Below are 23,280 nucleotides of genomic sequence, written 5' to 3' on the forward strand. Positions count from 1 at the left end.
GCCCGGGCGCCCTGAATGCTACGTTTTTCTTGAGTAATGAGTACCAGCGCGAAGCCCTGACTTGCTGGTCGGCAACCCTCTCTCCGGCGGGGTGCCTCAGGTGACTACTCGGCGTATCGGACAGATTCGAACTGCAAGCGTGACTGAGGAGCACCAGCGATGCCTGAACCCACTGAAGAAAAACTTTCCTACCGCCTGATCACAGGCCCAGACACCCGCGATTTCTGCGAGCGGATCAGCTCCGCACTCGCCGAGGGCTATGTGCTCCATGGCAGCCCGGCAGCCACCTTTAACGGCACGGACGTCATCGTCGCCCAGGCAATTGTGCTACCCGCGGCGATCGCCAACGCAGACGCCGCCGTGGCCGACGCCGTCGACCAGCTTGAAAACGACGACGACGAAGCATTCGAGGGGCACGCATGAGCTACGCAGGTGACCTGACCCCGCAGGACGCGTGGGCCAAACTTGAAGCGGGCGCCATCCTGGTGGATGTCCGCACCGAGGGTGAATGGGCCCACATCGGCATCCCGGACACCAAAGCCACGGAAAACGATCCCCTGTTCATCCAGTGGAACCTCGCCGGCGGCATCCCCAACTCACGCTTCATCGAGGACCTGCGGCAACAGGCGCCCGAAGACGACGGCGTGGAACTGGTGTTCCTGTGCCGCTCAGGCCAGCGCTCCATTTCCGCGGCCATCGCAGCAACCCAGGCAGGCTTCACCGCATACAACGTCCTTGAGGGCTTTGAAGGCGAACCCGACCGCTACGGCGAGCGCACTGTGAATGGCTGGAAAAACCGTGGCCTACCGACGAACCTGGGGACCGACTAAGTGACTTTCAATCCCGACGCCGCTGGCTGGAACCCTGACACCCAGGCTGTCCGTGGCGGTCTTGACCGTACCAACTTCCAGGAAACGTCCGAACCCGTTTTCCTGAACTCCGGCTTTGTCTACGAATCCGCTGCCGCTGCCGAACGCGCCTTCACCGGCGAGGACGAACGATTCGTCTACTCCCGCTACGGCAACCCCTCCGTGGCCACCTTCCAGGAGCGGCTACGCCTGCTCGAAGGAACCGAGGCGTGCTTTGCGACGGCGTCCGGAATGTCCGCGGTCTTCACCGCCCTGGGTGCCCTGCTGGCTGCCGGCGACCGCGTGGTCGCTGCCCGCTCCCTGTTTGGATCCTGCTTCGTGATCCTCAACGAAATCCTGCCGCGCTGGGGCGTGGAGACGGTATTCGTCGATGGACCCGATCTGGAGCAGTGGCGTGAGGCCCTGTCCGAGCCCACCACGGCCGTGTTTTTCGAGTCCCCGTCGAACCCCATGCAGGAGATCGTCGACGTCGCCGCCGTCAGCGAACTGGCGCATGCCGCAGGGGCGACCGTCGTCGTCGACAATGTCTTTGCCACTCCCCTGCTGCAGCGCTGCGGTGAGCTGGGCGCCGACGTGATCGTGTACTCCGGCACCAAGCACATCGACGGCCAGGGTCGCGTCCTGGGCGGCGCCATCCTTGGAACCAAGGAATTCATCGACGGCCCGGTCAAGCAGCTCATGCGGCACACCGGACCTTCGCTATCCGCGTTCAACGCCTGGGTACTGACAAAGGGCTTGGAAACCATGGGGCTGCGGGTGAACCACAGCTCCGCGTCGGCTTTGAAGATCGCGGAGTGGCTCGAGCAGCAGCCCGCCATCAGCTGGGTCAAGTACCCGCTGCTGAAATCGCACCCGCAGTACGAGCTCGCTGCGAAGCAGATGAAAGCCGGCGGCACTGTGCTGACATTCGAGCTTTCGCCGTCAGCCGGGCGTTCGGCCAAGGAAGCTGCTTTCGCGCTGCTCGACGGACTCCGCGTCATCGACATCTCCAACAACCTGGGCGATTCCAAGTCCCTCATCACCCACCCGGCCACCACGACGCACCGGGCCATGGGTCCGGAAGGCCGGGCGGCAATTGGCCTCTCGGATGGAGTGGTTCGCTTGTCCGTGGGCCTGGAAGACGTGGACGATCTCATCCTGGATCTGGAGAAGGCCCTCAAACAGGTCTAGCCTTGCTGCCATGAGCGGGACTTACCCTTACCGCCGTGCCGGAGCGGTTATCGTTGCCGGCACGGTGGTGTGGTTCGTGGGAGTCTCACCGGTCAGCCGCGTATACATCACCCCGGACGCAGCGGAACGGCTGCGGATGCTCCAGGCCGGTCGACGCGGCTGGGTGGTGGGACAGCACCTGACTGCAGCCGGAACCGTCGCCGTGCCGGTGGGTTTCGCCGCGTTCGCTGGTGCTGTTCCGGGCACCGATAAAGAACGCGGGAAGTCGAAGAAGTGGGCCGTTGCCGCTGCGGCCGCGCTGCTGGCCGGCGCCCCGTTCTTTGTTTACAGCATCTCGCTCCGCGCTTCTAATCTGGAGCGCTTCGCTGCCCGGCGCGGATCGAATGCGCCGTTCCTGTTGTATTCCGCGCTGCATGTTGTGGCGCTGGGGGCGTTGGGTGGGAGCCTGCTTTCCTCGCCCGCCAAGCGCTGGATCGGCTATACCGCCGCGGCCAGCGCTCCTGTATTCGGGGGAATTCTCCTCGCCAAGAAGGACATTCCGCCGCTGGTTTTCTACCTCATCGAAGGGGCCACCGGGGCTTACCTGATGACGTGGGAGGAACCGGAAAACTAAGGCCTACGAACCATGGTCAGCATCGGTGCGGGGTCCTTGCGCGCATCAGCTCCAGCGCCCTGCACGGTCACTCTCGCAGCATGTCCAACGACGGCGGCCAAGGCCTCTCCGCTTGGCGGGCTTCCGGGCGGGTTATGCCCGTGGCCGCGCCTGTCGCTGTAGCGCATCGCGGCATCGCGTTGCTCCTGGGCGCCGTTCCCGCGCTCGAGAAGCTTCGAAATGCCGGCTTTCACCAGAGCCAGCTCATCTTGGTCGTCCAGGACCGGGCTCACGTAGTCCACCAGCGCCCAGACGACGTCCGCGGCGGGTGCGGGACGGAAATCCCCGAAGTCCAGCAACTCCCCGCGAAGCCCTGAACTGCTGGCCTGCCAACTCGCCATCCGGAGCAACGCCGTCGGCACATGGGTGGGTTCGACGCCGTCGAGCATTTCCAGTGAAGCCGTCTCCACCAAAGCCCGGACCAGCACCGCCACCAGTGCCGCATCTTCGGCCCTCAGGCACACGTCGGCCACGCGGACCTCCACGGTGGGGTGGTTCCTGGAGATCCGGGCGTCGAAGTAGATCATGCCCTCATCGAGGATCACGCCGGTTTCCAGGAGCCGTTTCACGATCCGGCGGTAGGCGGTGAGCGAGCCGAAGACCGCCGATGGGCCCGAAGTGGGCCAGCGGTTCCAAGCCTGCGTTCGGTAGCTGTCGAAACCCGTGGGGAGCCCGCGCCAGTAGGGAGAGTTAGCGGTAAGGGCCGTGAGCACCGCAAGTTTGTCGCGGACGTGGTCAAGTACCACCACGCCTTCCTCCGGCGACTCCACCGAGGTGTGCACATGGAATCCGCATGTCAGTTGCTCGGTGGCGATGATGCCGAAGCGGTCCAGCATCTCGGCGTACCTGGGATCCGGGGTGGTGTGCGTGTTCGAGGCCAACGGCGACGTTGCAATCGCAGCCACCCTGGCGCCGTGGTGGCGGGCGGCGTCGTTGGCCATGGCCCTGCCGCGATGGACCTGGTGGAGGAGTTCGGCGTAGCTGTGGCAGGGGCGCGTCTGGGTCTCGATCTGCTCCAGCTTCAGTTCGTGACCCAGACCCGTTTCCGCTTTCCCTGGTTCCTCCTGGCCTGCGAGGAGCGCGTCCGCAAGGGCCAAGGGCATCCCGGTCACGGGATCGACGATCAGCAGCTCTTCCTCAACCCCGAAAGTCCGCATACTTCATTCTGCGCCAGAGTGCCCAAGGGCGACAGGGGGTTGGCCGGGTGCGCGCATTCCTGCAGGCTAGTCCTGGAAGTACTCGATTTTCGCGCCGATGGTGTTCAGGCGCTCAGCCAGGTCCTCGTAGCCACGCTCGATCACGTAGATGTTCCGCAGTTCGGACGTTCCCCGGGCCGCCAGCATCGCCAGGAGCAGGCAGGCGGCCGGACGGAGGGCCGGTGGGCAGCCGATTTCCGCGGCACGCCACTTGGTGGGCCCGTTGACGTAGATCCGGTGCGGATCCAGCAGCTGCACCTGCGCACCCAGCTTGTTGAGCTCTGTCAGGTAGATCGCGCGGTTCTCGTAGACCCAGTCGTGGATCATGGTCTGGCCCTCGGCGTTGCCTGCGATCACGGCGAAGAACGGCAGGTTGTCGATGTTCAGGCCGGGGAAGGGCATGGGGTGGATCTTGTCCTGGGGTGCCCGGAGTTCGGAGGGCTTGGTGGTCACATCCACCAGGCGGGTGCGGCCGTTGCGGGCCATGTACTCGCCGGAGACCTCGAGGTTTTGGCCCATCTGCTCCAGGGTGGCGAGTTCGATCTCCATGAATTCGATGGGCACCCGGCGGATGGTGACCTCTGAGTTGGTGACGATGCCCGCGGTGATGAGGCTCATGGCCTCGATGGGGTCCTCCGACGGGAAGTATTCAATGTCCACATCGATGGCGGACCGGCCCGTGATCTTGAGGGTAGTTGTTCCTACGCCGTCGATCTCCACGCCGAGCCCCTGCAAGTAGAAGCAGAGATCCTGGACCATGTAGTTGGGGCTGGCGTTGCGGATGACCGTTGTACCTTCGCGGTGGGCGGCGGCCATGATGGCGTTCTCGGTAACGGTGTCGCCGCGTTCAGTCAGGACGAAGGACCGGTTGTCGTCGTCGGCGGGTGGTGCGGTAACCGAGTAGAACCCGGACCGGGCTTCGACGGCCAGTCCGAACTGCCGCAGGGCCTGCATGTGCGGTTCAACGGTGCGGGTTCCGAGGTCGCAACCCCCGGCGTAGGGCAGCAGGTATTCGCTGGTCTCGTCCAGCAGCGGACCCAAAAGCATGATGACGCTGCGGGTACGGCGTGCGGCGTCGACGTCCATCGATTCGAGGTCCAGGACCTCGGGCCGGCGAATCCGGAGATCGCTGCCGTTAAGCCAGGTGCATTCGACGCCAATGGAGGTCAGGACCTCGACGATCCGGTTGACTTCCTCGATGCGGGCCAGCCGGCGCAGCGTGGTGGTGCCCCGGTTGATGAGGCTTGCACACAGAAGCGCCACACCGGCGTTCTTGCTGCTGTTGACATCCACCTCACCCGAGAGCGTCCGGCCACCTTCCACACGCAGGTGCGTCATCTGGGGTTTGCCGACTTTGACGATCGAGCGCCCGAAGATCGCTTCAAGGCGTTCGATCATTCGGAGGCTCAGGTTCTGCTTACCCTGTTCCATCCGGGCAATTGCGCTTTGGCTGGTTCCCAGCTCGGTAGCCAACTGCCCCTGCGTCCAGCCCTTTTCGCCCCGAGCGTTGCGGAGCAGGTGGCCTATGTGTTCTGGCGTAGCTTGCGTCATACCCAAGAAATATCACAGGTGAGCTAGAAGTGGCCAGAAAATCTCGCTTTGAGCGGTTAATCTCACACGGTACCCGGATTGTGAGATATGAAGCACGACGGCGGCAGTCACCGAGGCAGCGTCAGGCACCTCTGAGGGGTCCAGCCACGGGGGTCCTAGGCCCGCCAGTATCCCAAGGCATCGATGCGGTGCTTGTCCACACCAAGTTCTTTGCGGAGATGCTTGACGATGGCCCGGGTGCTGGATGCTTCGCAGGCAATCCAGAAGAAGTCCTCAGACGCCGAGACCACGTCCGCCTCAAGGGCGCGGCAGACTTCCTCCACCAACGCAGCCCCGTCACGTTTGCGTGGAATCCAGGTGACGACATCGGAACCGGACGTGCGCACCTGAAGTGAGGTATCGGCGTCGTGCTGGTATTCAAGCCATGCCGTCACGGGCGCCGCTCCCGGGGCGCAGCGTTCCCGTTCGTCCAGCAGGGAGTTGATGGCCGGTATGGACGCGGGGTCCCCCACCACCCAGATGCGGCGCGGAGACGGCTGCGGGAAGGTGAACGAGCTGCCCTGGACGGTTGCCTCGATGGTTTCCCCGGCTTGTACCGACCAGGCCCAATCGGCCGCCACGCCTTGGTGCATCGCGAAGTCCATGCTGAACGTACCGGCTGCCGGGTCCGCGTTCACCACGGTATAGGCGCGCTGGTGCGCTTTGCCGGAGTCATCGAACCACAACCGGATCCACATGGTGGGATGGAGTCCACTGCGCTCCAGGAGTCCGCCGTCGCGCACATGGATTCGGAGGAAATCGGGGGTGATCTCCTCCCGTCCCGTCACCTCGAGGGTGAAGTCCTTGGCGCCCATCACCTTGAGGACCACGCCTTCCCAATTGCGCTTCAAGGAACTCTCCTTTACGAATGGCCACGATTTGTGCACGGAGCCAAAGCCACTTATCTTGAACTTAAGTAAGCCTAACCTAAGCCCGAAAGCGGATCGAGAAGATGACGCCTGCCCCAACGCAACCGTCAAGACCGGCAGGCGGTCCCGGAACGTACCGCGACACATGGGGAATCCCGCACCTCTGGGCCGAATCCGCCCACGAACTGGCGTTCCTGCAAGGCCGCAATGCGGCGATTGACCGGTCATGGCAGATCGAACTGGAACGTTGGCGTTCCGAAGGCCGCACCGCCGAAGTGCTTGGCGCGGAGGCCGTGAGCTGGGACAGGTTCGCCCGGCAAGCGCGGTTGGACGACACCGCCCGCCAATGCTTCGACAACCTCGACGCGGACACGCAAAGCTGGTGCAGCCAGTACGTGGACGGGGTCAACCGCGCGCTGGCTGACGGGTACCGGGACAGCCCGGAGTTCGCCGAGTCCGGGAGCTCTCCCCATCCCTGGAATCCGTGGACCCCCCTTGGCGTCTTCCTGGTGCACCACATCCTTTTCTCCACCTTCCCCAACAAGCTGTTCCGGGCCCATGTCGCACAGACCCTCGGCGAGGATGCCGTCGGCCTGTTCAGTATCGAAGCTCCCGTTTGGTCTGGCAGCAACGCGTGGGCGGCCCATGGTTCGGCGTCAGTGAGCGGTTCCCCGCTGATCGCCGGAGACCCGCACCGTCTGATGGAACTGCCCGGCGTGTATCAGCAGGTGCGGCTCGGCTGCCCGGAATTCGACGCCGTCGGGTTCGCCTTTCCGGGAGTTCCCGGCCTTCCGCACTTCGCCCAGACGGAGCACACCGCATGGGCCGTCACGAACGCCATGGCCGATTACCAGGACCTCTTCGAGGAGGAACTGCGCCGTGTCACGGACTACTCCGGCGAGCGCGTCGAGGCACGTGGCGAGCAGGGCTGGGAAACCGTCGTCGTGAATCTGGAGACCATTCACGTCCGCGACGGTGAGTCTGTGTCCGTGGACATTTTTGAGACGGCCCGCGGACCGGTCATCTCTGAAACGCCCGACGGCGGCGCCTTGAGTTTGCGCTTTCCTGCGAGGGTTGAGGGGCGGTTGGGTTTCGAGGCCCTCCTGCCGTTGCTGCGTAGCCGGAGCGTTTCCGCGGTGGAAGCGGCCTTGGATGCATGGGTGGAGCCCGTCAACAGTGTGATTGCCGCTGACACGTCCGGAACCGTGACGCAGTTTGTCGCCGGGCTCGTCCCCCAGCGGAATCCCGCCAACCGTCGCCTGCCCGCACCCGCGCACTCAGCCCGCCATGCGTGGGACGGGCAGTACGTGATCCTTCCCCGGTCCGCGGTACAAACGTTCGCCGTCAGCGCGAATGACCGTGCAGCAGGCGGTGGGGACGCCGTCGCAATGGAGTTCGCACCCGCGTACCGTGCCGCGCGGATCCGCGAGCTGCTGGAGGCGATTGAAGGGCCTCTTGCTCCTGACCATATGCAGGCCATCCACATGGACACCCTGCTGGGTCCATGGCCGATGTACCGGTCGATCCTGGCCGCCTTGGACCCGACTGACCTGTCCCGGGAGGCCAAGGAAGTGCGCTCACGACTGCTTCGTTGGGATGGCCGGATGGACGCCGGCAGCAAGCCCGCGGCCCTTTTTGCCGGGTGGAGGGGTACCTTGGTCCAACGCATCGCCAAGCACCCATCCCTTGCTGCATTGAACGACCCCACAGGCTATTCACCGCTATTCGGGCCGTGGTTGTCCGTTCCCTCCCGGATCGGTTTCGCCCTTGAGACGCTGCTGCTCCGGGGTTCGGAGCTCGGCATCGACGCTGGAGTGGAAGCCGCTGCAAGTCTTGAAGACACGGCGCGGGAAGAGGCTCTGCTGGACGGAGCGTCATGGGGTGACCGCCATAAGCTGCTGGCCGTTCATCTCCTGCCCGGTTCCCTTGCCGACGCCGCGCCAACTGCCGGCCTCAGCGGCGACACCGGATGCGTGCTGTGCACTGAGAGCCTCCCGGGCGTGGATGATCGGAGCTTCCGCGGCCCTGTGGCCCGCTACGTCTGGGACCTGTCCGAGCGCCGGAACAGCCGGTGGATTGTTCCTTTCGGCGCCGCCGGAACGCCGGGCCACCAGCATTTCGCTGACCAATCGCCCCTGTGGACGTCCGGGCAGCTTGCCCCGGTGGCCAGCGAGTGGTCGGCCCTCAGCAAAGAAGCATCCTGACACTTCTCCACCCAGTCGCACCACGAATACCCAGCCCCAGCACCCGAAGGAAGACATGACCACCACCGCCCAGGACTTCTCCGTCCGCACCACCGTCTACTCCGAAGAACTCGAAGGATGGGGTTCCCTGCGGATTGTCCCGCTGCTTCCGCACGAGGACATAGGGCTTGTCTTCGAGTGGGTGACCCAGCCGCGCGCCAAGTTCTGGGGAATGACCGGGCACACCCGTGAGGAAGTCCTGGGCATCTATGAATTCCTGGATTCCTTGGACACCCACCACGCGTTCCTGGTGATTCTGGACGGGGAGGCCCTGGCGTTGTTCCAGACCTACGAGCCGTTGCACGACCCCGTGGGTGAGGCCTACCCCGCGCGGGAGGAAGACATCGGCATGCACTTGCTGCTGGCTCCGGCCACCCGGCCCATTCCGCATTTCACTCCCAGGTTGGCCACGTCCCTGATCAAGTACATGTTTTCCGTGCCTGGCAAGGACCGGATCGTCGTGGAGCCCGACTCACGCAACGCCAAGGCCCTGCGTCGCCTGGAAGCAACATGCTTCGAACGTGGACCCATCGTCCAGCTCGCAGAGAAGGAAGCCCAGTTGGGGTTCCTCACCCGGGCCGGTTTCGATGAAATACAGGAACGTTCCGCCCGCTAGCGCCAGACGAAGCTCCACGTCCCGGCACTCACAGCGGCCAGCACGGCACCCGCTGCGATGACCACTCCGCCAAGGACCACCCAAATGTCCAGCGCAGAGTACGTGGATTCGCGCGCCCACGTCCGCTGGCCGCCGCCAAAGCCACGTGCTTCCATGGTCACAGCCAACCGTGAGGCGCGCCGAACAGCTTGGACCAGCAGCCCGAAGCTCTGGCCGAGGGTAGCTTTCAACCGCTGGAACGGGCTGCCTTGCGAACCGACACCCCTGGCGCGGCGGGCCATGCCGATGGTCTGCCATTCTTCCGCCATGAGGCCAACCAACCGCATGGCGGCGAGGGAGCCCAGGACGAACCGGTGCGGCAGCTTCGCCTTCTGCGCCAGGGCGTCGGCCAGGTCCGTGGGATCGGTGCAGGTCATCAGCAGGATCGCCGGAAGGGCAATCGCCAACCCGCGCAGCATGAAACCGAGCCCCAGCTCAAGGGAACCTTCGCTGATGGACCACAGGCCGACGTCGAGCAGTACAGCGCCGCTGTCAGCCGCCACGATCGCCGTGCTCCAGCCACCAATCGCCGCCGCGATGATCAACGGCCACGCCCGCTGCCACAAAAGCCGCAGCGTGAGCCCAGCGAGCGGGAACAGCGCCAGTTCGGCAACGAGCGCGGTTGATGCTGACACCCAGTCGATGGAGAGGGCCAGCACCAGCGAAATGAGGAAGACCGCGGCGAACTTGGCCAGCGGATTCGCGTTGGTCAGCAGGGCATGGTTACCTCGCAGGTTCAGTGCGTCCCTCATGCTGCACCGGCTTCCTGGCGGCTTTCAGCGCGTGCCGCGGGGTTCAGGCGCAGCTCCGTGCCGCCGAGTACAGCACTGAATTCCTGGTCGTGGGTTACGGAGACCACGGCTGTTCCGGCGTCGAGCAACTCCGAAAGGAACGACGCCAGCTCGGCCCAGGTGTTCGCGTCCTGGCCGAAGGTGGGCTCATCAAGGACGAGGACTTTGGGGTGCGCGGCCAGCACCGTGGCCACGGAAAGCCTTCGCTTCTCGCCGCCGGACAGGGTGTACGGGTTCGCGTCCACCAGATGGGTGAGCCGCAACCGCTCCAACAGTTCGTCCACGCGTTCCTCGCCGTGGCCAAGGTGCTTCGGACCGAACATCAGCTCATCCAGCACCTTGCCCGTGACGAACTGGTGCTCGGGCTCCTGGAACACTGTCCCGATGCGTGAAATCAGCTGGTCAGCCTTCCACCTGAACGGGTCGATTCCGGCCCCTTCTGAAAGCTCGACGGCGGCACTCACTTTGCCGTCCACCGGCGCCAAAAGGCCGGCCAGCGTGAGCGCGAACGTGGACTTACCGGCACCATTCGGACCTGTGATGGTCAATGCTTGCCCGGCCCTGACCTGGGCGCTGATATCGGATTGCACGGCAACGGGTGGGATGGTCCGGAAGCCTTTCCTGCGAGCTTTCCCGCGGGAGACTGCCACATCCTGGGCGGCCAGCAGCAGTTGCGCGGTAGGGGTTTCACTTCGCCGCGCACGGGTTGCGGGGACGTATCCGGGAACCCAAACACCCGCTGCCATCAGCATGGTGCGGGCCTCGGACAGGACCTGCTCCGGCGGCCCATCCAACAGGACGCCTGGAGTGCCCGCCGCTCCCGCCTCGCCGGATCCGGGCTGCAGTACCACAATCCGGTCCACCAGGTCCTTCCACACGGACACGCGGTGTTCCACCACAACAAGCGTGGCACCGGTCTTATCGAGGCAACGCCCCACCGCGTCCCGCACCTCCAGGACCCCTGCCGGGTCCAGGTTGGCCGTTGGTTCGTCCAGCAGGATCAACCCGGGCCGCATCGCCAAAATCCCGGCAAGCGCAAGGCGTTGTTTCTGGCCGCCGGAGAGTGCCGCCGTCGGGTGGTCCAACGCCAGTCCGCCGCCCGCGGCCGTGCGCAGCCCGACGTCGTCGAGCGCTTCATGGACGCGGGACCAAATTTCCTCCCGCGGCACGGCCAGGTTCTCGGCGCCGAAGGCGACGTCGTCCCCCACCCGGGACAGCACAACCTGCGTTTCGGGGTCCTGCTGCATCAGGCCGGCGCGGCCCCGCTGCTCGCGGGGAGCAACGCCGTCGATCAGCAGCGAGCCGGTCTCGTCCGAGTCGTCTTCCTCGTCCCCCAACACCCCAGCGAGGGCATGCAGGAGCGTGGACTTGCCCGCACCCGAGGGTCCGAGCAGCAGCACCCGCTCCCCCGGTTCGATCCTGAGGTCAAGGCCTTGGATGGCGGGTGTGGCCCTGCCGGCGTGCCGCCATCCCCAGCCCTCGGCTGAGATGGCGGCAGGCCGGACCTGGCCGCCGCGTTCGGTTGCGGACATCAGTTGAAGACGGGCTCCGAAGCGGCTTTGCGCGACGCGAAGGAACTCAGGACACCGGTCTTTGCCAGACCACGCGTGGCAATCCATGAGAGTGCGCCCGCAATGATCGCCCCGGAGATTGTGGTGAACGTGATGTAAGTGAGCTTGTCGATTGCCTCGTAGGCGATGTTCCAGCCCCACGGCAGGAACGAGTCGTTGAGGCCGCAGAAGAGGCCTGCACCTGCTCCGGCAAGGAGCGAGGTGGGCAGGTTGAACTTCTTGTAGAGGAACGCGGCGAAGATGAGCTCTGCGCCGAGGCCTTGCAGAATGCCGGAGATGAGTACGGTGGTGCCGTACTGGGAGCCCATGATGAGTTCGCCTGTAGCTGCGACCGCCTCGCAGAACAGGGCAGCACCCGGCTTGCGGATGATGAGCATGCCCAGGACTGCCGGAATCATCCAACCGCCTGCGATCAGGCCCGTCAACGGCGGATATGCTGCGTTCATGGGGATGGATACGAGTGCGGCGCCTTGGGACCAAGCCCAGAAAATCACGCCGCCGGCGATGGCGATCAACGCTGCCACCACGATGTCTACAACACGCCAGTTATAACTGGTCTTCTTCACGTTTACCGTGGTCATTTTTCTGCCTCCTGAGTTACAGGAGGGGAAAGTGCTCCCCGGATTCCCCGGCCGGCCTGCGCCGCCCGGTTCCGGACACTCTGAGAAGCTCGACTCCCTTGCGCCGGTACTAACCGGATCAGGTTCGAGGGTCTGCGGCTGTCCGCACTCTCAGCGCCCTCGCGGCTCCTGCATCTCTGCAAGTTCCGACGGCGGCGCTCCCCTGTCGTTATTAAATCTGCCCTGCTGGGCTGGTTCAGTTTACACCTGCCCTCCGTGGTGGGGACTGCTGCCCGGTCACAATCCGGCCCACCTCCACCGTTGCGAGGCCCGCTGAACACCCTTCTTTGGGCCCATACCCTGCACGGCGGGCCCCGCAACGGGACCTGAGAGAATGATCCAGCAACATCCACCGCGGCAAAGGGGCACACTTCATGACGGACCATCCCGGCTCAGGCCTCCCAGGCAACGCTGTCGTGTCGGAAGCACGCCTCGCCGCAAGCGTCATCCTGCTCCGCGATACCCCCTCCGGGCTCGAGGCATTCGTCCAGCACAGGGTCAGCACCATGGACTTCGCCGCCGGGATGGTGGTGTTTCCGGGAGGACGCGTGGACCCCGCCGACCACTCCGGGTGGGACTACGCCCCCCAACTGCTCCAGCGCCACGCGGCGGACTGGCAGGCAAGCTCCATCGGGGCGGATTCAGAAGACGCGGCCAGGAATGCCGGAACCGTGCTCACAGCCGCCATCCGCGAGGTCCGCGAGGAAGCCGGGCTGGGCATCGACGCCGGTGACCTGCGCCCGTGGGCCAACTGGATTACCCCGATCGACATGCCCAAGCGGTTCGACACGTTCTTCTACGTGGCCAAGCCGTCGGCGGACATGGCACCACACCACCAAACAACTGAAGCGTGGCAATCCTTGTGGATGCCGGTAGAGGGAATCCTCGCGGCGGAAGCGGCAGGCACCCTGAAACTGATGCCGCCCACTTACTATCTCCTCAAGGAAATCGCCGAATACGGGACTGTCGACGCCGTGTGGTCGGCCGACCACCCTGTCGTACCCGTGCTGGCACCCGTAGGCTCCCTGACCGCGTTCCTTAAGGAACGGGAAAGCCGCCGCTAGCGTTGCCGGCCCACCCGTTGCGGCTAGGCTGGGGGCATGAACCTCTTCTTCAAGCTGATCGGCGCCGGAGTGAGCCTCGGGGCGGGCTTCGTCGGAACAAAACTCGTCAACAAAGGGTGGGAAAAGGCCACAGGCAACAAGCCGCCCGTAGGCAACGATGACATGGAAACGAGCCTGCGCTCCGCCCTCACCTTCGCCCTGATTTCGGCATTCGTGAGCACACTCATCCAGGTGCTTGCCAGCAGGGGCACGCAGCGTGCAATCGCCCGCTTCGCGAAGTCCCAGGACATCGTCTAGGGCATCACCGTCCAAGGCAACGCGGGTTCATTTCCAGCCACTACATCCCCTCGGGATGGGCCGGAAATGACCCCGCGTTAACTTAACGCTCGTGGTCGGCTTGACCCGCAGCTGCCCGCTGAACAACGGCCTCTAGTTCGTCCTTGGTGAGCATCTCCCGGTGGCCATGCTTGGTGCGGTACGCGGACCGCCCCACCATGTGGGCCGAGACGGGTGCGGTGAGCAGCTGGAATATCCACGCCACCAACAGCACGGGCCAAACCCACCAGGTCCGCATCTGGAGACCTATAGCTGCCAGCATGAGGAACAAGCCCAGGACCTGAGGCTTGGTAGCTGCGTGCATGCGGCTCATCAGGTCAGGGAAACGCAGCAAACCGACCGCTGCGCCAAGGGACATCAGCGCTCCGACCACCAGGAACACAGCGGTCACAATATCGATGACGGCATCCACGCCGGTGGCATCAGGACTCATTGCTCTGTTCCCTCCGCTCGGCCACGAAGCGGGCCACCGTCACCGAACCAATGAAGCCAATCACGGCCAGCGCCACCAGCAGCATCAGGTTATTCAGGTGCCGGTTCACCGCCATGTCGATCGCGAGGGCTGCGCCGAGAATGGCCAGCAAAACGTCTGAGGCCAAAACCCGGTCCAGCAGGGAAGGACCGATCGCGATCCGCACAATGGCGCCGGCAGCAGCCAGGCTAAGAATCACGGCCGTAACTATGAGGACGATTTCCTTCACAGGGCTGCCCCTTTCACTCCGGAACCTATCTCGGCTCCCAGCGCCTGGACTTCTTCGCGGGTGCCCATGATGCGGATCAAGCCGGCTTCAATGTTCTGGACTTCCTGACGGATCTTATCGATGTCAGCCTCTTGGTAAATGTTGAGCGCGTGCAGGTACAGCGTGGACGTCGAACGGTCCACTTCCACCACCAACGAGCCTGGAATCAGCGAGATGACGTGCCCTGTTGCCGTCACCATGAGGTCGGAGTGGCTCCGCAACGGAACGGCGACGACGGCGCTGCGCACCTTTGGCCCCTTGACCACAGCCAGGTACAGCACCAGGAAGCTCGCTGCCACCACTTTGGCGAGGAACATCAGGGCAAACGGGATGGCCCGCCGAATGTTGAACCTGCCACTGAGCTCAACCGGAGGAAGGTAGAAGAACTTTGCCACCAGCACCGCGATCAAGGCACCGAACAACAGGTTGCCCGGACTGAAATCCCGCCACAATGCACCCCAGACAATGACCAACCAGATGAGCAGAGGCAGCTCGGTACGGAAGGAGTTCGGTTTACGGCTCATTTGGGACCACCCGTCTGCGGCAGCGCCGGAACCTCGACTGCATCGCCCAGGACCGAATGGATGTAGGCCGATCGGTCCAGCATGATCTCCGCGGAACCATCCGCGAGGTGGAAGAGCGGCCCGGCGAACACCGTCAGCGCCACCCCGAAAACCACCAGTCCCGCCGTCGAACCCACCATGGTCCGCGGGAGCACCCCGACGTTCCCACTGGCCAACAACACGGGATCCGGGTATTCGGCGTCCTCGGGCTTGCGCCAGAACGCCCTGTTCCAGACCCTGGCGATGGCCAACAGCGTCAGCAGGCTGGTGACCACGCCGCCGACCACCAAGGTGATGGCCAGTGGTGTGCCCAGTTCCACGCCGGCCTGCAGGAGGCCCAGCTTGCCGAGGAAGCCGGAGAAGGGCGGTATGCCTGCCAAATTCATGGCTGGAACGAAGAACAGCAATGCCAGCAGTGGCGAGAGTTTGGCCAGGCCACCCAGCCGGTCGATCGACGAACTGCCACCCCGGCGCTCGATAAGGCCAGTTACCAGGAACAGGCTGGTCTGCACGGTGATGTGGTGCGCCACGTAGAAGACAGCGGCGCCCAGGCCTGCGACGGAACTCATGGCGAGGCCGAACACCATGTACCCGATGTGGCTCACCAGCGTGAAGGACAGGAGACGTTTTATGTCGCTTTGGGCCAAGGCGCCCAAAATACCCACCACCATGGTCAGCAACGCCACCACCATCAATGGGACGTTGAGGGTATCTCCCGGGAACAGCAACGTCTCGGTGCGGACCATGGCGTAAACGCCCACCTTGGTGAGCAAACCAGCGAACACCGCGGTGACGGGAGCCGGCGCTGTTGGGTACGAGTCGGGAAGCCAGAAGGACAGCGGGAACACGGCGGCCTTGATACCGAACGCCACCAGCAACATGACATGCAGGAGGTTCTGGGTCCCCTGGTCCAATTCGGCGAGCTTTATCGCCAGGTCCGCCATGGTGATGGTTCCAGTGGCACCGTAAATCATGGCGATGGCCACCAGGAACAACACGGACGACACGACGGAAACAACCACGTACGTGACGCCGGCACGAATGCGTGGCCCCGTCCCGCCCAGGGTCATCAGGACGTAGCTTGCGGTGAGCAGGATCTCGAAGCCGACATAAAGGTTGAAGAGGTCCCCGGTGAGGAACGCGTTGGACACGCCTGCCACCAGGATCAGGTATGTGGGGTGGAAGATCGAGACCGGCGCTTCCTGGTCGCCATCAGCCATGCCCTGGCCGGTGGCGTAGATCAACACCGCGAGGCTCACCACGGTGGACACAACCAGCATCAGCGAGGAGAACTGGTCCACCACAAGGACGACGCCCCATGGAGGCAGCCAACCGCCCAGGGTTACGGACGTGGTGCCGCCGTTCCACACGGATACCAGGAGCAGGCACTCGAGCAGGAGGGTGGCGCTCAGGATGCCGATACTCACCGCCCGCTGGGCTGAGTGGTGCCGGATCAACAGGAATGCGAGTGCTGCACCCAGGATCGGCAGGAGGACTGCTAGCGGCGACAGGCTCGCGAGATTCACGCGCTGCCTCCTTCCTGGGTGGTGCTGGTGTGCGGCTTTTCCGTGGCTTCCGGATGGCTCCGGTCCGTCGTCGTGATGGGCGTTACGGCGAACTCCGAGGTTTCCAACGGAACAATGGCGTCCTCCTCGGCGTCGAAGCTTGGAGTCTTGGCCACGCGAACGTCCTCAAGGTCGTCCTGGATCTCGTCCTGGCGGGCCAGGACCCACGTCCGGTAGATGATGCCCAGCATGAAGGCGGTCACCGCGAACGAGATCACTATCGACGTCAGGATCAGTGCCTGCGGCAAGGGATCGCTGTAAGCCTCGGGGTTTGTTTCCTTGCTGTACAAGGGCGCCAGCCCCGCATAACCGCCGGTGCTCAGGATCAGGATGTTGGTGGCATTGGCCAGCAGCATCAATCCCAGCAGCACACGCGTCAGGCTGCGTTCAAGGATCAAGTAGATGCCGCAGGCGTACAGCACGCCCATCACGATCAGCAGGGTCAGGTTAATGCTCATGCGGTACCTTTCCCGGATGCGGCTGATTCGGCTGCTTCTTCGGCCAGCCCGGCAGCATCTTCCTCTGCCAGCGGTGAGCCTTGGCCCTCAAAATGCTCGTCGATCTCGGCACCGAGGCTGCGGAGGACATCAAGCGCCAACCCCACCACCACGATGTACACCCCAATATCAAAAATGGTGGAGGTGACGAACTTGATGTTGCCGAACACCGGAAGCCAGAACTCGATGATGGCGCTTTGGAAAACCTGCCCGCCCAGGAAGAGCGGGACCACGCCGGATGCGGCCGCCGTCGCAAGACCCGTCCCCAAAAGGGTTCCGGCACTTACTGTCGCTGCCTCGCTCAACTCGAACCGGCCACCAGCGAGGTAGCGGATGGTCAGGGCGAGTCCAGCGGTGAGGCCGCCCGCGAAGCCGCCACCGGGCAGGTTGTGTCCTGCAAGGAGAAGGTAGATGGAGAACACGATCATTGAGTGGAAGATCAGCCGGGTGACAACCTCGAAAATGATCGAACGGCGCTCAGGCGCCAAGGTGCGGCCGGCAACGAGCCAGACGTCGCGGGTCACGTCGGTGAACTTCTTCGCCACGGCAAGCGTGGCATTGGCACGGGAACCGCGTTCGACGCCGATGCGGCGCCCCACGCTGCCTTCGGGCACCGCTTCGGAGGCCTTGATACGGTCGCCACGGCTGCGGACGAAGATCAGGCTGGCGACACCCGTGGCGGCAATGGCCAACACGGAAATCTCACCGAATGTGTCCCAGGCGCGGATGTCCACGAGGGTCACGTTGACCACGTTCAATCCCCCGCCGCCTTCATAGGCCAAGCGCGGGAAATCAAGGGAGACAGGGGTAGCCACGCGGGCGCCCATGGCGTAGATCGCCACGAAGATCATGGTGATGCCGAAGGCCGCTCCGATGATCACGCGGATCACCCTGAGCCTGCCGCCGGTCCTGTCCCGCAGCTCCGCGGGCAGGCTGCGCATGGCCAGCACGAAGGCCACCAGCACGATGGTTTCCACCAGCATCTGCGTCAGGGCGAGGTCCGGGGCGCCCTGCAGCGCGAACATGAGGGCGATGCCGTAGCCCGTCACGGACACCATGAGCACGGCAAGGAAGCGCTTGTTGGCGCGGACGGCAGCCAGTGCGCCCACCACGATGCCTGCCCCGGCCACCATTTGCAGCGGGGAATTGGGGTCGATGAAATAGATGCCATCCGGCAAGGGCTTGTTGGCCATGATCAGAGCGGTCGCCGGCACGGCGAAGGCGACCGTCAGAATGACAGCCAGGTAGAAGTACAGCGAACCACGCTGGGTACGGCCCGTGACCCACACCGCAACATCGTCCAAGGCGCCAATGGTGTTCTGGTAGGCGCGGTCGCCATCCACCCAGTCCGGGACCAGGCCTTGGGCTCGGGAAACGAGGTTGCGTCCGTAGAACATCGCGGCGCCGGCCGCGAACGTTATTGCTGTCAGGCCCAAAGCCGGGGTGACGCCATGCCACAAAGCCAGGTGTCCGGCGTCGACCGCGTCCGGGCCGTCGGCGAACAACGCCGCATAAGGCTGGATCCACGTGTCCACCGGCACCGGCCACAGGCCGTAGGCGATCGTGAGCAAGCTCAGAATGGCGGGGGCGGCCAGGAACGCGGGTTTGATGGGCTTGAACGGTGTGGGCTCCACACCGGGCTTCGTGGCGAACGCACCCCACATGAATCGGGCGCTGTAGGCGAAGGTGAGGATCGATCCGATCACCAGGCCGACCAGAATCCAGATGCCCCAAGCCGGCGCGTCATGGCCCGTCCCGTAGTGGACGAAAGCCTCAAAGACCGACTCTTTGGCGACGAAACCTGCCAAGGGTGGGACACCGGCCATGGACGCTGCGGCAATGGCGGCCACGACGCCCAGTGCCCGTGAAGACCGGAAGACGCCGGAAAGCTTGCGGATATCGCGCGTTCCGGACTGGTGGTCGATGATGCCCACCACCAGGAAGAGGGCCGCTTTGAACAGGCCGTGGGCCAGCAGCAGCCCGAGCCCCGCCAGCGCCGCATCGGGACGACCCAGCCCAACCACCATGGTCAGGAAGCCGAGCTGGCTGACCGTTCCATAGGCGAGGATGAGCTTGATGTCGGTCTGGCGGAGGGCCCGGTACCCGCCGACAAGCATGGTGGCCAACCCGAGTCCCAGGACCACAGGCAGCCAGAATTGTGACTCGGCGAACCCCGGGGCCAAACGAGCCACGATGTAGATGCCGGCCTTCACCATCGCGGCTGCGTGGAGGTAGGCGCTCACGGGAGTGGGAGCGGCCATCGCACCGGGCAGCCAGAAATGGAACGGAACCAGCGCCGATTTGGTCACCGCACCAGACAGGACAAGCACGACGGCGGCGGCAACCGCGCCCTGCATGGGTCCAGTCATGACCGACCCGGCTTGGTCAAGGATGGTCGAAATCCGGTACGTTCCTGCGGCCTGGCCCAGGATGATGAGTCCAACCAGCATGGCAAGCCCACCTGCTGTGGTGACCATCAGGGCTTGAAGCGCCGATCGGCGGGCGGCCAGGCGGGTCCGGGCATAACCGATCAACAGGTAGGACAGGATGGTGGTGAGCTCCCAGAAAATGAAGAGCATCAGAAGGTCATCAGAGGTGACCAATCCGAACATGGCTCCCGCAAAAGCGAGCAGCTGGGCTCCGAATCCACCAAGGTACGGATCTTCGTTCTTGAAGTATCGTGCGCAATAGACCAGCACCAACGAACCGACACCGAGGATGAGCAAGGACATCATCCATGCCAAGGGGTCCATGCGGAACGCGAGTTCCAGCTTCAGGCTGGGAATCCACGGGAGGATCTCTTCCATGCCGCCAGCGGAATATGCAGGTCCATATTGGAAGAGCAGCCACACGAACGCACCCGCGGGGACGGCGGCCAGGACGTAGAACGCATTCCGGCCCAATGCGCGGAAGATCAAGGGCGCCACAGTTGCCGCTACAAAGGTGATGGCGAGAACTGTGAGCACTGTTTTCTCCGCAAAGTCAGGAACGAATTGTCAAAAGTTGGAGCAAGCGGTCATACGTTGGGTTCGGTTTACCTAGTTTATCAAGGGGCACGGACAGTGATATCCACATAGGGTCTGTCATGCGAGCACCGTTCGCGTGGTCCCTATAGCATTCAAACTATGAACGCGGCTGCAGTTCCAGAAACCCACCCAACGTCCGAGCTCGCCTCCGGTCCCGTCGCGTCAAAGAAGGGACAAATCCTTGCGTGGGCCTCCTGGGACTGGGGTTCGGCTGCCTTCAACGCTGTCATGACCACGTTCGTTTTCACCGTCTACCTGACGTCGAACGCTTTCGGCGGAGAAGACGCGGCGTCGGCGGCCTTGGGTGCAGCCTTGGCCATCGCAGGCCTCGCCATTGCCCTGCTTGCTCCCGTCACCGGCCAGCGCTCAGACGCGGGCGGCCGGCGCAAGCTGTGGCTAGGGGTCAACACTGCCGCCACAGCCGTCCTCACGGCGCTGTGCTTCTTCGTATTCCCGCGGCCGGAGTTCCTACTGTTGGGCGTCTGCTTGATTGCACTGGCCAACATCTTCTTCGAGTTCGCGGGCGTCAACTACAACGCCATGCTGGCCCAGATCTCAACGCCACGGAATATCGGCAAGGTCAGCGGCTTCGGTTGGGGCATGGGATACCTCGGCGGAATCGTGGCACTCCTGCTGGTGCTTCAGCTCTTCGTCCAACCGTCCTTTGAGTGGTTTGGCGCCTCCACCCAGGACTCCCTCAACATCCGGCTCGTCGCGATTTTCTCGGCGCTCTGGTTTTTCATCTTCGCCCTGCCCGTCATGTTCGCTGTACCCGAAGTGCCCGTTAAAAAAGCAACCGCATCGCTGGGCTTCTTCGCGTCATACAGGTTGCTCATCCGGCGTATCGGGGCCATCTACCGGACAAGCCCCCACACCATCTACTTCCTGCTCTCCAGCGCCATCTTCCGCGACGGCCTGGCCGCCGTGTTCACCTTCGGCGGCGTCATTGCCGCGGGCACCTTCGGTTTCGAGCTCAAGGAAGTGATCTTCTTTGCCATTTTCGGCAATGTCGTCGCCGCCGTCGGTGCCATCATTGGCGGCTTCCTTGACGACAGGATCGGCCCCAAGGCCGTCATCGTCCTGTCTTTGGTGGGCCTCCTCGTGGCAGGTACGTTCATCCTGGTGTTGGGCAACGGGGACTACGTGTTCTTCGGCAATGAATGGCCGGGAGCCTCAACGTTCTGGGTCTTCGGCTTGCTGCTCTGCCTGTTCGTGGGCCCCGCCCAGTCGTCCTCCCGCGCGTATCTGGCACGGCTCGCACCAGCCGGAGAATCCGGTGAACTGTTCGGCCTCTACGCCACCACGGGGCGTGCCGTCAGCTTCCTGGCCCCGACACTCTTCACCCTGTGCATCGCCATCGCTTCTCCCTTGGTCGCAGAGGGTGAAGCCCAACGCTGGGGCATCCTTGGGATCATGGTGGTACTCCTCGGTGGGCTGTTGGTGATCCTGCCCGTAAAGCCACCCGCAAAAGTGGAAATAGCCGTGGTGCCAGAGCGTTAACTACATAGGACCGGCGGAGGGCCACCCCCACACCAGACCGGTTCCCAGAGTTAGGGTGTAGCTATGAATGTGGATGAGACTGAACTCCCGGGCCTTGGGGTCCGTAAGGATTTCGTCACGGCCTCGGGCCGGCGTATTGGCGTGGTGGAACTGCGGGAGGGCGAGACCCAACTCTTCGTGTCCACGTGGGACGACCCCGACACGTGCCAGGCGACCATACCCCTGACAGCCGATGAAGCAGCCGCCCTGGGCAACCTCCTCGGTGGCCAGCACATAGCCATGCGCCTGGCTGAAGCCCACCGCGAGGTTCCCGGCATCGTCACGCGGCAGTTCTCCATCACCCCGGATTCGCCCTTCGTCAACCAGCCCATGGGCAAAGCCCAGGTTCGTACCCGCAGCGGCGTTTCCATCGTCGCGATCATGCGCGAAGGCGAGGTCGTCCCCTCGCCCGCGCCCGACGTCGTACTCCATACCGGTGACTTACTCGTAGCAGTCGGCACGCAGGAAGGTCTTGACTCAGCAGCCGACATCCTGCGTAACGGCTAACCCGGATGGACCCGCTTGCACTAGCCCTCGTTGAACTGGGGGCCGTCGTCTTCTGCCTCGGCCTCCTGGCTCGGTTAGCGGGTCGAATTGGCATGTCGCCCATTCCGCTCTACCTTGTGGGCGGTTTGGCCTTCGGTGCCGGCGGGTTCGTCAAGCTGGACGGCATGCACGAGTTTTCGCACCTCTCTGGCGAAATTGGCGTCATACTGCTCCTGCTTATGCTCGGACTGGAATATACGGCGTCAGAGCTCGTCACCGGGCTGAGGCGCTCATGGCAGGCGGGCGTGCTGGACTTCATCCTGAACTTCATTCCAGGAGCCGGTATTGCCGTCCTCCTGGGGTGGGGCCTCGTGGGCGCCATCGTCATGGGCGGCGTCACCTACATCTCGTCGTCAGGGATTGCCGCAAAAGTCATCACCGACCTGGGCCGCATTGGTAACCGCGAGACGCCCGTCGTGCTGTCCATCCTGGTGTTCGAAGACCTGGCCATGGCCATCTACCTCCCCATCCTCACCGCGATCCTCGCCGGTGTTGGTTTCCTGGGCGGCCTGCAGACCGTGGGCATCGCCCTGGCCGTGGTCACGGTGGTGCTGGTGATCGCCCTCAAGCACGGCCACCGGGTGTCCCAAGCGATCCACAGCGAGAACTCCGAAGTCTTCCTGCTGAACTTGCTGGGGCTCGCGCTGTTGGTGGCTGGCATAGCCTCGGCATTGCAGGTATCGGCTGCTGTGGGTGCCTTCATGTTGGGGATCGCGATCTCCGGGGCCACCGCGCATAACGCCACACGGATCCTGGAACCCTTGCGTGACCTGTTTGCGGCCATCTTCTTCGTGGCATTCGGGCTGAACACAGACCCCACGTCCATCCCGCCCGTGCTCGGATGGGCCCTCGTGTTGGCCGTCCTAACCACCCTCACCAAAATGCTCACGGGATTCTGGGCTGCGAAACGTGCCGGCATCGCTGTGCCTGGCCGTTTCCGCGCCGGGGCAGCGCTGATCGCACGCGGCGAGTTCTCCATCGTCATCGCAGGCCTCGCCGTCACGTCCGGAGCCGTCCCCGACGAGCTCGCCGCACTCGCCACGGCATACGTCCTCATCATGGCCATCCTCGGTCCCCTGGCGGCACGGTTCGTCGAGCCCGTGGTCAAGGTCTTCCGCAAAACCCCCGGAGCCCCACCCCGGCGCCGCCCCGAGCGCGCTCCCGCCTAAGCCGCCCCC

23 protein-coding genes and 2 riboswitches are annotated in these 23,280 nt (G+C 64.0%); of the genes, 11 read left to right on the forward strand and 12 right to left on the reverse strand.

The genetic code is table 11. The annotated features are described in order from the left end of the window. Positions 1-32: 32 nt before the first annotated feature. Positions 33-146: riboswitch (SAM riboswitch) on the forward strand. A gap of 13 nt (positions 147-159) precedes the next feature. The 4 genes from AC5RU9_RS19600 to AC5RU9_RS19615 are packed head-to-tail and all read left to right on the forward strand — an operon-like array spanning position 160 to position 2,652. Beyond that, positions 160-423 (forward strand): DUF1737 domain-containing protein, encoded by a 264-nt coding sequence (locus tag AC5RU9_RS19600; protein ID WP_494017775.1) that lies wholly within the window; start codon positions 160-162, stop codon positions 421-423. Further along, positions 420-830, forward strand: coding sequence for a rhodanese-like domain-containing protein (locus AC5RU9_RS19605; protein ID WP_211713631.1), 411 nt, complete (start codon positions 420-422; stop codon positions 828-830). The genes AC5RU9_RS19600 and AC5RU9_RS19605 overlap by 4 nt, the downstream gene beginning before the upstream one ends. Continuing rightward, on the forward strand, positions 831-2,039 hold the full coding sequence (locus AC5RU9_RS19610; protein WP_494017776.1) for an O-succinylhomoserine sulfhydrylase: 1,209 nt from the start codon (positions 831-833) through the stop codon (positions 2,037-2,039). 10 nt (positions 2,040-2,049) lie between these two features. Continuing rightward, positions 2,050-2,652 carry a hypothetical protein gene (locus tag AC5RU9_RS19615; protein WP_494017777.1) on the forward strand — a complete coding sequence of 201 codons (603 nt, stop codon included), beginning with the start codon at positions 2,050-2,052 and terminating at the stop codon, positions 2,650-2,652. On the opposite strand, the gene AC5RU9_RS19620 is transcribed toward AC5RU9_RS19615, so the two are convergent. From AC5RU9_RS19620 to AC5RU9_RS19630, 3 genes are all read right to left on the reverse strand, one after another. Next, a complete protein-coding gene (locus tag AC5RU9_RS19620) occupies positions 2,649-3,848 on the reverse strand; it encodes a glutamate--cysteine ligase 2 (RefSeq protein ID WP_494017778.1) in 1,200 nt (399 codons plus the stop codon). The two genes, AC5RU9_RS19615 and AC5RU9_RS19620, sit on opposite strands and share 4 nt — an antisense overlap. Positions 3,849-3,914: 66 nt before the next feature. Beyond that, the gene (locus AC5RU9_RS19625) at positions 3,915-5,438 is read right to left on the reverse strand and encodes a UDP-N-acetylglucosamine 1-carboxyvinyltransferase (protein WP_211713627.1); all 1,524 of its coding nucleotides are present in this window, start codon (positions 5,436-5,438) and stop codon (positions 3,915-3,917) included. Between the two features lie 155 nt (positions 5,439-5,593). Continuing rightward, complete coding sequence (locus AC5RU9_RS19630; RefSeq protein ID WP_494017779.1) at positions 5,594-6,328, reverse strand: siderophore-interacting protein; 735 nt, start codon at positions 6,326-6,328, stop codon at positions 5,594-5,596. A 101-nt stretch (positions 6,329-6,429) separates the two neighbouring features. Here AC5RU9_RS19630 and AC5RU9_RS19635 point away from each other — a divergent pair, with 101 nt between their 5' ends. Together AC5RU9_RS19635 and AC5RU9_RS19640 are read left to right on the forward strand one after the other, a co-directional pair. Continuing rightward, positions 6,430-8,550 carry a penicillin acylase family protein gene (locus AC5RU9_RS19635; protein WP_494017780.1) on the forward strand — a complete coding sequence of 707 codons (2,121 nt, stop codon included), beginning with the start codon at positions 6,430-6,432 and terminating at the stop codon, positions 8,548-8,550. A 55-nt stretch (positions 8,551-8,605) separates the two neighbouring features. Beyond that, a complete protein-coding gene (locus AC5RU9_RS19640; protein ID WP_494017781.1) occupies positions 8,606-9,205 on the forward strand; it encodes a GNAT family N-acetyltransferase in 600 nt (199 codons plus the stop codon). Here the strand turns inward: AC5RU9_RS19640 and AC5RU9_RS19645 are convergent. Genes AC5RU9_RS19645 through AC5RU9_RS19655 form a run of 3 tightly spaced genes read right to left on the reverse strand, consistent with a single transcriptional unit; the run spans position 9,202 to position 12,187 of the window. Beyond that, complete coding sequence (locus AC5RU9_RS19645) at positions 9,202-9,996, reverse strand: energy-coupling factor transporter transmembrane component T family protein (protein ID WP_494017782.1); 795 nt, start codon at positions 9,994-9,996, stop codon at positions 9,202-9,204. The genes AC5RU9_RS19640 and AC5RU9_RS19645 overlap by 4 nt on opposite strands. After that, on the reverse strand, positions 9,993-11,567 hold the full coding sequence (locus tag AC5RU9_RS19650; protein ID WP_494017783.1) for an ABC transporter ATP-binding protein: 1,575 nt from the start codon (positions 11,565-11,567) through the stop codon (positions 9,993-9,995). The genes AC5RU9_RS19645 and AC5RU9_RS19650 overlap by 4 nt, the downstream gene beginning before the upstream one ends. Further along, a complete protein-coding gene (locus tag AC5RU9_RS19655) occupies positions 11,567-12,187 on the reverse strand; it encodes an ECF transporter S component (protein WP_494017784.1) in 621 nt (206 codons plus the stop codon). The genes AC5RU9_RS19650 and AC5RU9_RS19655 overlap by 1 nt, the downstream gene beginning before the upstream one ends. 77 nt (positions 12,188-12,264) lie before the next feature. After that, a riboswitch (TPP riboswitch) is annotated at positions 12,265-12,401 on the reverse strand. A gap of 199 nt (positions 12,402-12,600) precedes the next feature. On the opposite strand from AC5RU9_RS19655, the gene AC5RU9_RS19660 reads away from it, so the two are divergent. Both AC5RU9_RS19660 and AC5RU9_RS19665 read left to right on the forward strand, forming a co-directional pair. Continuing rightward, complete coding sequence (locus AC5RU9_RS19660; RefSeq protein WP_494017785.1) at positions 12,601-13,290, forward strand: NUDIX hydrolase; 690 nt, start codon at positions 12,601-12,603, stop codon at positions 13,288-13,290. 36 nt (positions 13,291-13,326) lie between these two features. Beyond that, the gene (locus tag AC5RU9_RS19665; RefSeq protein WP_211713619.1) at positions 13,327-13,587 is read left to right on the forward strand and encodes a DUF4235 domain-containing protein; all 261 of its coding nucleotides are present in this window, start codon (positions 13,327-13,329) and stop codon (positions 13,585-13,587) included. 82 nt (positions 13,588-13,669) lie between these two features. On the opposite strand, the gene mnhG is transcribed toward AC5RU9_RS19665, so the two are convergent. The 6 genes from mnhG to AC5RU9_RS19695 are packed head-to-tail and all read right to left on the reverse strand — an operon-like array spanning position 13,670 to position 19,957. Continuing rightward, positions 13,670-14,059 carry a monovalent cation/H(+) antiporter subunit G gene (mnhG, locus tag AC5RU9_RS19670; RefSeq protein ID WP_494017786.1) on the reverse strand — a complete coding sequence of 130 codons (390 nt, stop codon included), beginning with the start codon at positions 14,057-14,059 and terminating at the stop codon, positions 13,670-13,672. After that, a complete protein-coding gene (locus tag AC5RU9_RS19675; protein ID WP_211713617.1) occupies positions 14,049-14,327 on the reverse strand; it encodes an MrpF/PhaF family protein in 279 nt (92 codons plus the stop codon). Before AC5RU9_RS19675 ends, mnhG begins: the two co-directional genes overlap by 11 nt. Further along, entirely contained in the window at positions 14,324-14,890 is a 567-nt protein-coding gene (locus AC5RU9_RS19680; RefSeq protein ID WP_494017787.1) for a Na+/H+ antiporter subunit E, read from the reverse strand. Before AC5RU9_RS19680 ends, AC5RU9_RS19675 begins: the two co-directional genes overlap by 4 nt. After that, on the reverse strand, positions 14,887-16,455 hold the full coding sequence (locus AC5RU9_RS19685) for a Na+/H+ antiporter subunit D (RefSeq protein WP_211713615.1): 1,569 nt from the start codon (positions 16,453-16,455) through the stop codon (positions 14,887-14,889). The genes AC5RU9_RS19680 and AC5RU9_RS19685 overlap by 4 nt, the downstream gene beginning before the upstream one ends. Next, the gene (locus AC5RU9_RS19690) at positions 16,452-16,952 is read right to left on the reverse strand and encodes a Na(+)/H(+) antiporter subunit C (protein WP_494017788.1); all 501 of its coding nucleotides are present in this window, start codon (positions 16,950-16,952) and stop codon (positions 16,452-16,454) included. The genes AC5RU9_RS19685 and AC5RU9_RS19690 overlap by 4 nt, the downstream gene beginning before the upstream one ends. Then, positions 16,949-19,957, reverse strand: a complete 3,009-nt coding sequence (locus tag AC5RU9_RS19695) for a Na+/H+ antiporter subunit A (RefSeq protein WP_494017789.1) — start codon at positions 19,955-19,957, stop codon at positions 16,949-16,951. The genes AC5RU9_RS19690 and AC5RU9_RS19695 overlap by 4 nt, the downstream gene beginning before the upstream one ends. Before the next feature lie 159 nt (positions 19,958-20,116). Between AC5RU9_RS19695 and AC5RU9_RS19700 the strand changes: the two genes are divergently transcribed. From AC5RU9_RS19700 to AC5RU9_RS19710, 3 genes are all read left to right on the forward strand, one after another. Further along, on the forward strand, positions 20,117-21,517 hold the full coding sequence (locus AC5RU9_RS19700) for an MFS transporter (protein ID WP_494017790.1): 1,401 nt from the start codon (positions 20,117-20,119) through the stop codon (positions 21,515-21,517). A 63-nt stretch (positions 21,518-21,580) separates the two neighbouring features. Further along, positions 21,581-22,063, forward strand: coding sequence for a cation:proton antiporter regulatory subunit (locus tag AC5RU9_RS19705; RefSeq protein WP_211713611.1), 483 nt, complete (start codon positions 21,581-21,583; stop codon positions 22,061-22,063). Positions 22,064-22,068: 5 nt separating this feature from the next. Further along, entirely contained in the window at positions 22,069-23,271 is a 1,203-nt protein-coding gene (locus AC5RU9_RS19710; protein WP_494017791.1) for a cation:proton antiporter, read from the forward strand. The last annotated feature ends 9 nt before the right edge of the window (positions 23,272-23,280 follow it).

Source organism: Arthrobacter sp. B0316-5-4, assembly GCF_059090325.1.